The 14,133-nt window shown below is 48.2% G+C and carries 10 protein-coding genes; 2 read left to right on the top strand and 8 right to left on the bottom strand.

All coding sequences use genetic code 11. The features are described from left to right. Positions 1–414 precede the first annotated feature (414 nt). From fre to trxA, 6 genes are all read right to left on the bottom strand, one after another. Positions 415–1,125 (bottom strand): NAD(P)H-flavin reductase, encoded by a 711-nt coding sequence (gene fre, locus VOA_RS00005; protein WP_000586591.1) that lies wholly within the window; start codon positions 1,123–1,125, stop codon positions 415–417. A 15-nt stretch (positions 1,126–1,140) separates the two neighbouring features. Next, positions 1,141–1,410, bottom strand: coding sequence for a 2Fe-2S iron-sulfur cluster-binding protein (locus VOA_RS00010; protein ID WP_000640726.1), 270 nt, complete (start codon positions 1,408–1,410; stop codon positions 1,141–1,143). Next, a complete protein-coding gene (ubiD, locus tag VOA_RS00015; RefSeq protein WP_001009494.1) occupies positions 1,407–3,248 on the bottom strand; it encodes a 4-hydroxy-3-polyprenylbenzoate decarboxylase in 1,842 nt (613 codons plus the stop codon). Before ubiD ends, VOA_RS00010 begins: the two co-directional genes overlap by 4 nt. Positions 3,249–3,332: 84 nt before the next feature. Further along, positions 3,333–4,322: a hypothetical protein gene (locus VOA_RS00020; protein WP_001183944.1), complete on the bottom strand. Its 990-nt coding sequence runs from the start codon at positions 4,320–4,322 to the stop codon at positions 3,333–3,335. A gap of 108 nt (positions 4,323–4,430) precedes the next feature. Then, positions 4,431–5,690 (bottom strand): transcription termination factor Rho, encoded by a 1,260-nt coding sequence (rho, locus tag VOA_RS00025; protein WP_001054524.1) that lies wholly within the window; start codon positions 5,688–5,690, stop codon positions 4,431–4,433. A gap of 197 nt (positions 5,691–5,887) precedes the next feature. Further along, positions 5,888–6,214: a thioredoxin TrxA gene (trxA, locus tag VOA_RS00030; RefSeq protein ID WP_001280783.1), complete on the bottom strand. Its 327-nt coding sequence runs from the start codon at positions 6,212–6,214 to the stop codon at positions 5,888–5,890. Between the two features lie 111 nt (positions 6,215–6,325). On the opposite strand from trxA, the gene rhlB reads away from it, so the two are divergent. Together rhlB and gppA are read left to right on the top strand one after the other, a co-directional pair. Further along, positions 6,326–7,636, top strand: a complete 1,311-nt coding sequence (gene rhlB / locus VOA_RS00035) for an ATP-dependent RNA helicase RhlB (protein ID WP_000750774.1) — start codon at positions 6,326–6,328, stop codon at positions 7,634–7,636. A gap of 7 nt (positions 7,637–7,643) precedes the next feature. Further along, positions 7,644–9,137 (top strand): guanosine-5'-triphosphate,3'-diphosphate diphosphatase, encoded by a 1,494-nt coding sequence (gene gppA / locus VOA_RS00040; RefSeq protein WP_000076056.1) that lies wholly within the window; start codon positions 7,644–7,646, stop codon positions 9,135–9,137. Between the two features lie 96 nt (positions 9,138–9,233). On the opposite strand, the gene VOA_RS00045 is transcribed toward gppA, so the two are convergent. Next, the gene (locus VOA_RS00045) at positions 9,234–12,674 is read right to left on the bottom strand and encodes a hybrid sensor histidine kinase/response regulator (RefSeq protein ID WP_001163236.1); all 3,441 of its coding nucleotides are present in this window, start codon (positions 12,672–12,674) and stop codon (positions 9,234–9,236) included. Between the two features lie 92 nt (positions 12,675–12,766). Further along, complete coding sequence (locus VOA_RS00050) at positions 12,767–13,957, bottom strand: 3-phenylpropionate MFS transporter (RefSeq protein ID WP_000494978.1); 1,191 nt, start codon at positions 13,955–13,957, stop codon at positions 12,767–12,769. Between the last annotated feature and the right edge of the window lie 176 nt (positions 13,958–14,133).

Below are 14,133 nucleotides of genomic sequence, written 5' to 3'. Positions count from 1 at the left end.
GATTGATTGGTTTACATTGTTAAAGAGCGTTCTTCTTGGCGGTCTGCTTCAGAAGAGGCGGCCATTTTAGCGAGAATCAATTTCGTGTCAAACACTTTTTTCAATTTTCTTTTCTGGCCTGTTGAGGCATCGATTTGGCTGTGAGCCCTTGCTGCGTCAACGAGGGCGCATTATAGAGATCAGCTTCACACTGGCAAGTGTTTTTTGAGAAAATTTATAAAAATAACGTTTAACCGCTGTATTTACGCGCAAGGGCTTATTTATCCAACTTTACTCAGACCTTGATTACAACTTATCCACAGAGTTATTCTTTTTGCGCTTTTGTTCTTGTCTATATAAATAACGAGAAGAGCATAAAAAAGCCCAACGATTTATAGTTGGGCTTTGTCTTGTCTTTACGTTTATAGCGGGGTCTTAAATGAAGGCGTAAGCATCGGCAAACATTCGATCGCGACGTGCCTGTTTGTTTTGAGTGAATTGCTCACGCGCAGCACCGGCCATCTCAAAGCGCCCAGCAATATAGATATCAAACGCTTCTAAGCTTTCGAAATCGCTATTAATTGCTTGCAGCACATTACCAACCTTCCCACTCCAGCCAGCATGCTCTTGTTCTATCACAGGAATGAAATATAAATGAGGATATTGTTTGGCGAGTTCTTGCAATTCACTCAGTGCGTAAAGTTGAGCCGCATCACGTGCGCCCCAGTAAAGATAGATAGGCTGAGTTTTACCTTGCGCAATGCAGTGATCCAAAATTGAACGAACATAGCTAAAGCCAGTTCCTCCTGCGATCAGTAATAGAGGACGTTCACTTTCTTGGAACCAAGCATTGCCGTGTGGTACATCTATTTCAACTGAAGTTTGATTTACATGTGCTTGTTGAAATTTTTCCACGACTTGGTGAGCAAAGGCATTGTGCTCCGCAGCACCAATATGCAGCTCTAACTCTCCATTGTTGCGGCAAGGGCTGCTTGCAATCGAAAAAGGTCGCTTATCCTTTTCGCCCATAACAACCATTAGATATTGCCCAGCTTGGTAATCAATCGCTTGATCTGGCTGTAATAGGATTTGATAAGTATGAGTCGCGAGCGGTTTCACCGACTTTACTTGGCATTGAATTATCATTGAACTTCCTCTGGCTTACTCTTCAAAAGTCAGCACTAAATCAGTGGTTGCACAGGCTTGGCAGGCAAATACCCAGCCCGTTGCTTTTTCTTGTTCGGTCAATAACGGCTCGAGTTCATACTCCACCTCACCCTCAACCAACTTACATAAGCAAGCGGCACAAGCGCCTATTCGGCAACGATGAGGAAAGGCTATCTGCTGGTTGAGCGCAGCATCAAGCACCGTTTCGCCCGGATTAATCGTAAATTGTTTTTCACTAGGCAGTATGCGGACAGTATAAATCATACAATCCCAAGCTTATCCCATAAGGTGTCTATTTTAGCGACCAGAGTCGGATCTTTATGGATTGGCGTGCCCCATTCGCGTTCAACTTCGTTCGGCAGCTTATTGGTTGCATCGAAACAAAGTAGATCCCGATTGGCGATACGCAAGCTATCTCGCGCCGGATCCATACGCGTGGTCATTGCCCAGATCACATCATTCCAATCGTGAATGTTCACATCATCATCACACAAGATCACAAACTTCGGAGGATTGTATGCACTCAAGCAATCTATCACTCGCTCTAGTATTTTTTGCCCCTGTCCTGCCTCTTGCTTATTAATAAGTAAAAGCACAAGTTGACCATGAGCCGATTCCGGTAATGCAACATCGATGATCTCTGGTTCGCCAACAAGACTTGCCTTTATCGCATCTAATGACAATGAAGCTTGTTCTTTGTTGTTGGTAGTAGCAGAGATTGATAATTCTGCTTCCCACTTACGAGTCACATCCAGCCCAATCTTTGAACCTAAGCCGACAACTGGCGAAGCAAAGTCTAAAGAATCGATCGGCGTATGCTCAATAAACAAAGTATCGCGCTGCGGCGACATATTACTCACCATTGCCTCAATGACTTGTGGCCAATCGCGCGCGTTTACTTGCTCGTCACACACAATCACAAACTTAGTGTACATAAACTGACGCAAGAATGACCACACACCCAGCATGACTCGTTTAGCATGCCCGGGGTACTGCTTCTTTAACGTCACGATGGCCATACGATAGGAGCAGCCTTCTGGAGGCAAATAAAAATCAGCAATTTCAGGAAACTGCTTTTGTAGGATAGGAACAAAGACTTCATTGAGTGCCACACCGAGAACCGCTGGCTCATCGGGCGGACGCCCTGTGTAGGTACTGTGGTAAATCGGCTTATTGCGCATGGTAACGTGGGTTACAGTGAACACATGATGGCGTTCGACCTCATTGTAATACCCCGTGTGATCACCATAGGGACCTTCATCCGCAAATTCGTTGGGATCGATATAGCCTTCGAGCACGATTTCGGCACTTGCCGGCACTTCAAGATCGTTACTAATCGACTTAACCACTTCAGTACGGCTGCCACGTAACAGTCCAGCAAAAGCATATTCAGATAAAGTATCAGGGACAGGAGTCACCGCACCGAGAATGGTGGCAGGATCGGCACCAAACGCCACACTTACTGGGAAAGGTTCTCCAGGATGTGTATCCATCCAATCCCGCAGATCCAAGGCTCCTCCGCGATGAGCTAACCAACGCATGATCACTTTGTTGCGCGCTATTTTTTGCTGACGATAGATCCCAAGGTTTTGGCGCTTTTTATGCGGGCCACGCGTAATGGTTAATCCCCAAGTTAAGAGTGGCGCAATATCTTCGGGCCAGCAGCTCATCACGGGGATTTTATCGAGATCGACCTCATCGCCTTGCCAGACAATTTCTTGGCAAGGTGCACGTCGCAGCCGCTTGACAGGCATATTGAGAACTTGTTTAAAGATCGGCAGTTTTTCAATCAGCTCTTTTAGGCCACGAGGTGGCTCAGGTTCCTTAAGGTACGCCAACCATTGCCCCACATCGCGTAACTCTTTGACATGCTGTCGCCCCATGCCCATCGCCACTCGCTCTGGGGTGCCAAACAAATTGGTCAGCACAGGAAACTCATAACCTAACGGATTTTCAAACAGCAATGCTGGGCCTTTGGCACGTAAAGTACGGTCACTGATCTCGGTCATTTCATAATGCGGATCAACGGGATGTGTAATACGTTTTAACTCTCCGCGTTGCTCTAGATAGTCAAGAAATTCCCGTAAGTCCTTAAAATTCATGGGTCTACTACTCATTGACAGTGATGACCGCAGTATAGCAAAAGGCCGACATCTTTCTGTGCACTTTTTACTATGATGCTCTCATTATGGATTCAGTTCGGCCCAAATCGCCTTTCGCTTTACGGCTTGATTAGAACTGACCAATTCACGCAACCATCCTTGATAACCAGATTGAGCTAGCACGCTCGCCACCTGAGAGGCATTTTCACTTTGCCCTAGTTTCTCAATTAAAAATTGCTCGACCTCAATCGACATAGGGCGAATGCCTACCAACGCCTGAAGTGCTTCTTGCTTAAGGCTAGGATTAGCCACTGCAAGCATCAATTGACGCTGAGCAAAAACATCCGCCTGATCCCCTAAACGAGCGACCTCTTGCCTTAGTTCATCATTAGCTTTCATTAACCAAAGCCTTTGATATAAATCGGGGTTCTGGCTATATCGCGCAAGCTGTATCATCACGGTCGTGGCAGGCAACCAACTGGTTACTTGCTCCGTGGTAATTTGCGAAGCTAATTGCTTGATAGCTTGAGGTGATAAGCGATCTAATTCAGCAAGCAATAAACGCTGACGAAACTCAACTTGAGCAGAAGAGCCAGAAAGCCATTGGCGTAAAATCAGCTCGCCATTTTCGGCTTGGAGCACAAACATCAAAATTTCTTGCTGTTGTTGTGCTTGTTTTAAGAGGCGGTGGGCAATCGCAGCATAATCAAAAGCAGGAACGGAAAACTCGTATCCATCCCCCCGCTCTGCGATGAGATAATTGGGTGTCTGTGACTTTTGAGATGCAATAAAAGCAGCAAGCTCCTCCGTCAAGATTACTTTATTTTGCTCAATTTTTTGCAGCAAGAGGAAGCGGGTCACTTCCTGTGCTGGGTAAGTAATACGCTGCAAACTGAACTGCAATCGATCAACTTCGTTTTGCAGAACTAAAGTATAAAGCTCTTCCACCTTCTGCTGCGTTTGCTCATCCTCTAGCCAACGTTGACGCTCGCTCGCATTAATATCACTCGCCAGCGCGAGACTTTGCCAACTGATCAGAAAGAGAAGAACGACATACAACCATCCTTGTTGCATACATTCCTCCTTGTTAGTTCTAGATCAGTGTGGACACCGCTTGTCCAGAACGCAAACAAAAACACCACCCTATGGGCGGTGTTTGAGAGAGTTATCAATTATTGGCGATTATTGACGACGCATTGCATCGAAAAACTCGTCGTTGGTTTTGGTCATTGCCAATTTATCGATCAGGAACTCCATCGCATCGGTTTCACCCATTGGGTGAACGATCTTACGCAGAATCCACATTTTTTGCAGCTCATCGGTCTTAGTCAGCAGTTCTTCACGACGAGTACCTGAACGGTTGAAGTCGATTGCAGGGAAAACGCGTTTTTCAGCAATCTTACGGTTCAAGTGCAGTTCCATGTTACCTGTACCTTTGAACTCTTCGTAAATAACTTCATCCATCTTAGAACCGGTATCAACCAGCGCGGTTGCGATGATGGTCAAGCTACCGCCTTCTTCTACATTACGTGCAGCACCGAAGAAACGCTTAGGACGATGCAATGCGTTTGCATCCACACCACCAGTCAGTACTTTACCTGATGCAGGAACCACGGTGTTGTAAGCACGAGCCAGACGAGTAATCGAGTCAAGCAGGATCACAACATCTTTCTTATGCTCAACCAGACGCTTCGCTTTTTCAATCACCATTTCAGCAACTTGTACGTGACGCGATGCTGGTTCATCAAAGGTTGAAGCAACCACTTCACCTTTCACCAAGCGTTGCATCTCAGTCACTTCTTCTGGACGCTCGTCAATTAGCAGTACCATCAGCACACACTCAGGGTGATTGCTGGCAATGCTTTGAGCAATGTTTTGCAGCAGCATGGTTTTACCCGCTTTTGGCGGAGCAACGATCAAACCACGTTGACCTTTACCAATTGGCGCCGCCAGATCAAGAACACGTGCGGTAATATCTTCTGTGGAGCCGTTACCACGTTCCATAACCATACGTTCGTTGGCATGCAGAGGAGTTAAGTTCTCGAAAAGGATTTTGTTGCGGGCATTGTCTGGGCGGTCATCGTTTACAGTGTTCACTTTGAGCAATGCAAAGTAACGTTCACCCTCTTTTGGCGGACGAATTTTCCCGGCAATTGAGTCGCCTGTACGTAGGTTAAAGCGACGAATTTGGCTAGGTGACACATAGATGTCGTCAGGGCCAGCAAGGTATGAACTGTCTGCACTACGTAAGAAACCAAAACCGTCTTGAAGAATTTCCAGAACCCCATCGCCAAAAATGTCTTCACCACTTTTTGCGTGTGCTTTAAGGATTGCGAAAATAATGTCTTGTTTGCGTAGGCGTGCCAGGTTTTCAAGGCCCAGACTTTCGCCAAGCTTAACCAGATCAGACACAGGGGTGTTCTTCAGTTCTGTTAGATTCATTGTGGTGGATACTTAGTTAGTCAAAAAGGATCGTTGTTAAGTTAAGATGGATATGGTCTCAGGATTGACCAAGAAGTGAACAACTGTTTAATTAACGTGCGATAAACTAGCACTAAATACTAGCCTAGTCTAGAAATTGTTTTTTGCCAAAAACAAAACCGTACATATTGCTATGTACGGCTTGGCGGTTTGACTCATTACAGGTTCGCGTCGAGGAACTCTTTAAGTTGAGTCTTAGATAGCGCACCAACTTTGGTGGCTACCACACTACCATCTTTAAATAGAAGCAGTGTTGGAATGCCGCGAATACCAAACTTAGGTGGTGTTCCTGCGTTATGATCAATATTCAGTTTACCGATAGTGAGTTTGCCTGCGTATTCATCAGCCACTTCATCTAGAATCGGCGCAATCATCTTACAAGGACCACACCATTCCGCCCAAAAGTCAACCAGAACCGGGCCTGCAGCTTTGATTACGTCGTTCTCGAAACCGTCATCGGTCAGCTGCAAAATTTTGTCACTCATCTTTCACTCCAATGTGATTTTCTGCACTGGTGATAACTCAACCAGTAAATAGATGCTCTATTGGAATGTATTTACTTCCGTATTGCAAGCGTAAGCTGATATTCTATAGCCATGAAAAAGACGCATATCACAGAGCATAAGTTCGCCGACTTTGGTTTACAGCCACAAGTTATTGATGGACTGGAAAAAAAAGGGTTTGTTTACTGTACCCCTATCCAAGCATTGGCGTTGCCGGTACTGCTCTCCGGCCAAGACATCGCAGGCCAGGCCCAAACAGGGACTGGTAAAACGCTCGCGTTTCTTACTGCTACCTTCAATCATTTATTGACCACTCCAGCCGCTGAAGGCCGAGCTGAAACTCAGCCGCGCGCCATTATTATGGCTCCGACTCGTGAGTTGGCGATTCAGATCTATAACGATGCCGAACCTTTGTTGGCAACAACAGGTCTGAAAGCGGCTTTGGCTTATGGTGGCGAAAGCTATGATAAGCAACTCGCAAAACTGCAAAGTGGTGTGGATATTCTGATCGGGACCACCGGACGAATTATCGATTTCTACAAACAGCGCGCGTTCAATCTGAATCACATTCAAGCTGTCGTTTTGGATGAAGCAGATCGTATGTTCGATCTCGGCTTTATTAAAGACATTCGCTTCTTGTTCCGCCGTATGCCTGAGCCAAAAGATCGTCTCAACATGCTGTTCTCTGCGACACTTTCATACCGTGTACAAGAACTTGCGTTTGAACACATGAACAACCCTGAACATGTCGTGGTTGAACCTGAGCAAAAAACGGGTCATCGCATTCAAGAAGAACTGTTCTACCCATCAAATGAGCATAAGATGGCACTGCTACAGACTTTGGTTGAAGAAGAATGGCCAGATCGCGCGATCATTTTTGCCAACACGAAACATCGCTGTGAACAGATTTGGGCGCACTTAGCGGCGGATAACCACCGTGTTGGTCTGCTGACTGGTGATGTACCGCAGAAAAAACGTGAGCGTATTTTAGAACAGTTCACGCAAGGTGATGTGGATATTCTGGTTGCGACCGACGTTGCAGCGCGTGGCTTACACATTCCTCAAGTAACTCATGTCTTTAACTACGACTTACCAGATGATTGTGAAGACTACGTACACCGTATCGGTCGTACAGGCCGTGCTGGCGCAAGTGGTCATTCAATTAGCTTTGCTTGTGAAGAGTACGCAATTAACTTGCCTGCTATCGAGAGCTATATTGACCATGCTATTCCAACGTCAGACTATGACCCTTCTGCTCTGCTGACCGATCTGCCTGCACCGCTTAGCCTACGTTCGTCACCACAACAGCGTCGTACCAATACCGCAGGTTCTCGCAACAATGGTGGCAATCGTAAACCGCAGCAACGCCGCCCACGCGCACCACGTCCGAAAAAGGAAGCCTGATTTCGCTATGAGCCAAGCCGTTTCTTCACCGCTGTACGCTGCAATTGATCTAGGTTCCAACAGCTTTCATATGTTGGTCGTGCGTCATATCGATGGCAGTGTGCAGACAATGGCAAAAATCAAACGTAAGGTGCGTCTGGCTGCTGGTTTAGACGAACATAACGCCTTGAGCTTAGAAGCGATGCAAAGAGGCTGGGATTGCCTTAGTCTCTTTGCCGAGCGACTGCAAGATATTCCTGCTGAGAATATCCGTATCGTAGGTACCGCCACACTGCGTACTGCCATCAATGCCTGCGAATTTATCGCCACAGCCAACCAGATTTTAGGTCACCCGATCAACGTGATTTCGGGTGAAGCAGAAGCCGCCACTATCTATAAAGGTGTCGCACATACTTCTGGTGGATTAGGCCGTCGTTTAGTGGTCGATATCGGTGGAGCCAGTACCGAACTGATTATTGGTGAAGGCTTTGAAGCCAAAGCACTCACCAGTTTGAAGATGGGGTGCGTGACTTGGTTAGAGCGTCATTTCAAAGATCGCCAACTCACCGCCACCAACTTTAATAACGCCATTCTTGCCGCAAAAGAGATGCTCGAGCCTATCCTAACTCAATACAACGAGTTGGGATGGAATGTGTGTGTTGGAGCCAGTGGTACGGTACAAGCGTTACAAGAGATCATGCTGGCGCAAGGTATGGATGAGGTTATCACGCTCGCCAAACTCAAGCGTTTACAAAAGCAAGCCATGCTAGCCGATCATCTCGAAGAGCTGGATATCGAAGGGTTAACGCTGGAACGTGCTCTGGTTTTCCCTAGTGGCTTGTCGATTCTGATTGCGATTTTTGAATCACTGAATATCGAAGCGATGACGCTCGCCGGTGGCGCACTGCGCGAAGGGCTCGTCTATGAGATGGTTCAAGACTTACGCCAAGATGATATTCGGGCGCGCACCATTCACTGCGTACAAACTCGTTATCAACTCGATAGCGCTTATGCAGAACAAGTGGCGACCCTAGCCAGTAAACTGCTCGCGCAATGCGGTGGCGAAGAGTGGATTAATGAACCACAAGCAGAAATGCTGCTGCATACTGCCGCGCAACTGCATGAGATCGGTCTTACCATCGATTTTAAAAAAGGCGGGGAACACAGTGCTTATCTGCTGCAAAACCTCGACCTTCCCGGCTACACCCGCGCACAGAAGCACTATTTGGGTGAAGTCGTACGCCGCTATCGTGAACAGTTGACTTCTTTGCCTGAGCAATACGCTCTTTCAGGTACCAGTGGTAAACGAGTATTGCGTTTACTCCGCCTAGCGGTGTTACTCAGCCATCGACGCAATCCTGCATTAGAGCCTAAGGTTGAGCTCAGTGCCGAAGGGGATAAACTCACCCTGACGATGGACGGACAGTGGCTTGCTCAAAATCCACTGACACGCGCAGAACTCGAGTTGGAAGCCAACCGACAAACCGATATTGGCTGGCCACTCTCCATCGAGTGTCGTTAAATCTCGTTATAGACTAAAACATTAAGCCCTCAGTATGAGGGCTTAATGTTTGCTGATCGGCGGCTCATATGCCAGCTTTTGATCCTGTCGAATTATTTAGGCAATACGATTGAGCAGTGCACGTAACTTAAGGGGTTTGATCGGTTTCGCCATAAAACTGAACCCATTGGACTCAATCCCTTCCAAAATATCTGGGCTACGATCGGCACTGATAATCACGCCCGCGAAGCAGTCACCCAAACGCAAGCGGCACTGCTGCAGCACTTCTAACCCCGTACGACCGTTATCCAAGCGATAATCAGACAAAATGACATCCGGAATCCACTGCGACTCAAGAGCTTTGAGGCTTGCATGAATATCCGTGGCGGTTTTGACTTCACAGCCCCAGCGTTCAAGCAGATCGTGCATGCCAACTAGAATATCCGACTCGTTGTCCACACACAGCACACGTAAGTGCTGCAACTCTGAACTCGTATCGGCTACCGGCGTAGCGGTGTTAATCGGCTGCTGGCTAGGCTCCGCTCGCTCTAACGTCAGTGAGAACACACTGCCTTGTCTTGGCCAAGAGCGCATCGAAATTTGGTGACCCAGTACGTGAGCAATCCCTTTGGAAATCGCCAATCCCAAACCTAAGCCTTGATCCGAGCGCACCTGACCACCGCGATTAAACTCTTCAAAAATTTCCTGCTGCTTATCTTGTTCAATGCCAATCCCATTATCCCATACATCAATGCGAACCTGTCCTATGGCAACTCGGCGCACTCCGAGAATCACTTTACCGTTAGGGTTATAACGAAACGCGTTGGTCAGGAAATTTTGGATCACTCGGCGCAATAATTTGGGGTCCGAATGCACCCAGAGTGATGAGGGAACCATACTAAACTGCACACCTTGTTTAGCCGCAAGCGCACTGAATTCCGCATTGAGATTGGCAAGGACATCCATAATCGCAAAGCTGTGCGGATGGAGATCGATTTTGCCAGACTCTAAGCGCGAAATATCCAGTAAATCGCTGATCAAATCCTCTGCCGCCCCCAAAGCACTTTCAATATGATGGGCAAGCTTCTGCACTTCCGCTTCTTTGGCCACTTCCGAGAGTGAAGAAGCGAACAGCCGTGCCGCGTTCAGTGGCTGCATCAAATCATGGCTGACAGCCGCTAAAAAGCGCGATTTGGATTGCGATTCACGCTCTGAGCGCTGGGTTGCTGTTACCAACTGTTTGTTGAGCTTTTCCAGCTCTAATGTTCGCTGCAACACTCGCTCTTCCAGTGTTTCATTGGCGATCTTCAGGCTCTGCTCCGCTTCTCTAAACACCGTGATGTCTGTAAAACTCATCACGAAACCGCCGCCAGGCATCGGGTTGCCTTGCACTTCAATCACTCGCCCATCAGGGCGTACTCGTGAAGAGGTATGACTCGTTCCTTGTTCTAAATGATAAACACGCCGCCGGACATGCTCTTCAGGATCGCCCGGTCCACACAAACCTTGCTGAGCATTGTGGCGAATCACATCGGCAATCGGCCGTCCAACCTGAATTAATCCCGTAGGAAACTCAAATAACTCCAGATAGCGCTGATTCCACGCTACCAAGCGTAATTGTTTATCGACCACGGCAATCCCTTGGCCAATATGTTCAATCGCTCCTTGCAATAAGCCACGACTGAAATCGTACAGTTCAGACGCTTCATCGACTATGGTTGCCACTTCCTCAAGCTGCATCTTACGCCCTTGCAGCGCCGAGGTGAGCACCAGTTTGGCCGATGACGCCCCAAACACTCCTGCCAGCACCCTTTCGGTATGTCGGATCAAACTGGAAGAAGCTTGCTGATTCGGCAGCAGAGTCTCACTCTGTTGATTCCAGTACTGGGCAAACGCATTGCGCACTCGGGAACGACCGACAAATCGTGAGGTCAACATTTCCAGCTCACCGACTGTCACTCGGCTTTGATAGAGGCTCATGTTTTCGTTTTCTGGCAATGGAGTGCCAACAAACGCCGCGGCTTGCAAACGCTCACTCAAACTGGCGCGCGTCACTAAAGAGATACCGATATAACACAAGGTGTTGAGGGTCACGCTCAGTAGCATTCCCCAATCCGCACTCTTTAAACCCAGTGCCACTAACCAATCAGGCGGGGTGATCACCCACAGCAGCACGTTATTGCTGGCATCGCCCGCCAGCATATCGGTCGCACTCATCAAGGTAATCAGCCATAAAGCAAACCCGACGGCTAAGCCGACATACACCCCTTTGCGATTACCTTCTCGCCAATACATGCCACCGAAAATGGCTGGCGCAAACTGGGTAATGGCGGAAAACGAGAGAAAACCGATCGCCGACAACGAAGGAATGCTATCGAGTACCTGATAGAAACCCCATGCCCCCAACAGTAAAAGCAGAATCAAGGTGCGGCGGATCACCACCAACAAGCCAGAGAAATGACGATGGGTTCGCTGCGACAGTCTCATGCGGCGCAGCAACAAAGGCATCACCAAATCGTTAGAGACCATGATTGCAAGCGCGATGGTAGAAACAATCACCATACCCGAAGCTGCAGAAGTACCACCTAAAAAGGCCAACAAAGCCATATCATGCGCCCCTGCAGAAGCAGGTAAGCTGATCATAAAGGTATCGGGTGACGTGTTCGGTAGCAGCCCCTGCCCAGTCCACGCAATTGGCAACACAAACAGGCTCATTAACAGCAGATAAACTGGGAATAACCAACGCGCGGTGTGCAGATCTTGTGGCCGTTCGTTTTCTACCACCATGGTATGGAATTGGCGCGGCAGACAGACGATGGCAATCATGGTCAGCAGCGTATGGATAAATAAGGTGGGCCAGTTAGGGGCTTGGTAAGTGTTGGCTGCAATCGTTGAAAGCTCTAATCCGTCGGTACGCCAAGCCAGATACGCGATAAACACTCCAACACAGAGAAACGCGACCAATTTGACAATCGATTCAAACGCAATCGCCATCATCATCCCGCGATGGTGCTCAGTATTATCGATATGTCGAGTACCAAACAGCATGGTAAATAACGCCAGCGCCAGCACCACAAACCAAGAAACGTGTGATTCTTGATAGCCATATTGGCCCATTAAATCAGGAGCAACGATATTTAAGCCCATGGTAATGCCGCGCAGTTGCAGCGCGATGTACGGCAGAATGCCCAATACCGCAATCACAGTGACGGCAACGGCAAGCCCTTGTGATTTGCCATAACGAGCGGCAATAAAATCGGCGAGCGAAGTAATGTGCTCACGTTTGGCAATCAAAATCAGTCGAGCTAAGACTCGCCAACCAAACACAAACATCAAGATGGGGGCAATATAGATAGGCAAAAACGACCAAGGATTGACACTGGCTTGGCCGACCGTACCGTAGAACGTCCAAGAGGTACAGTAAACCGCAATCGACAAGCTATAGATCCATGGCCGCCAATTGGCCAGCCAACGAGTTTGCCTGTCACCATACCAAGCAATCAAAAACAGCACGCCGAGATAAGCGAGCGAAACAGGTATCACCAACCAACCTTGCATCAGACATCCTTGCCGTTGCGAAATGAAAAAAGCCTCTCAATTGAGAGGCTTCTATTAAAACGAGGTTGTTTTTTGAACTCAATCAGAACGACTTAATTCTGTGCTTCAGGCTCCGCTTTCAGCGCACTTCCGTCTTGTACCTGTGAAGGTGGGAGATCAACGCGAATCAATAACGCGAATGCCCCCATCGCAGCCATCGCCCAAAATACGGCTGAACCCCAATGCTCATAACCCCAACCGCTTAAGGTGGTGATTATCGCAATCACAGCGCCGAGTGGAATCGCGTTATACAGCGCTTGCAGTGCCACCATCTTATTTTGTGGGGCATGTTGGATGTATTGAATAGCCGCAATGTGTGCCATCGCAAAAGTCACCCCATGCAGCAGTTGAATCGCGACCAAGGCGAGAATCGTTGTCGTGGAAGCCGTTAATCCCCAACGTAGCATGACACCGATCGAAGCAGCCAAAAACAGAGCTCGCAGACTCCATCCCGCAAACCAGCGTTTGCTAAAGGCAAATACCAGCACTTCTGACACTACGCCCAAGCTCCACAAATAGCCGATGATGTCCTCAGAATGGCCTGCTTGTTTCCAATAAATCGAGCCAAAGCTGTAGTAAGCCGCATGGCTGCCTTGGATCAACGCGACCAGTAACAAGAACTTCACGATGGGCCATTCGGTGAGAAGCTCCGTCAGTTTCGGACGCACCGCATGCGCCTCATGCTCTGTGACTGGCATTGGGTTAATCCGTCGGAAACTAAGCAGCAAGGAAACGGCCACACCAACAAGTGCGGTGTACAAAATCATCGAGCTGCCCCACTTTGCCACCAAGAAACCCACCACGGTCGAACCCGCAATAAAGGCGATCGAGCCCCACAGGCGAGTGCGCCCGTAGTCGAGCATTTTGAGCTTGGCGTAGTAGTTGGCCATCGCATCCGACAGCGGCACCACAGGACCACAACAGAGGTTAAACAGAACCGTTGCCAGTGCCATTAACCAAAAGCTGCCGCCAGTAAAAAAGTGGAAGCCGACAAACAATAACGCCGCGAAACTGAGCCAACGCAGCGCCGGCATTAACTGCTCAACTCGATGCAAACGTGGCGTGAGCACGAGGTTCGCCACACAGCGAGTCGCAAAACCAATCCCGACCAACATACCAATATCGGTGGCGGATACCCCTTGGTCTTCAAACCAGAGTGACCAAAATGGCAAATAAACGCCGTAAGCAAAGAAAAAACCAATGAAATATTGCGAAATCCAACCGTAGGGAGTGGGGGTAAACATGATCGTTCCTAATCAAAAAGGGAAGTTCAAAGCGCGCACATTATGCATGTGGACTCGCGAGTGAAAAAGGGAAGATTACGCAACTCATCGTTTCCTGATTGCGCCCATGCTCCAAAAACTGAAAACAGGGAACACAGTGCATTAGACCAAAGTCGTCTGGAGGGTAAAGGGAAATT

It is taken from the genome of Vibrio sp. RC586 (assembly GCF_000176715.1).
In the GTDB taxonomy this organism is placed as follows: domain Bacteria; phylum Pseudomonadota; class Gammaproteobacteria; order Enterobacterales; family Vibrionaceae; genus Vibrio.
This window is presented reverse-complemented; position numbering and strand designations above follow the sequence as displayed.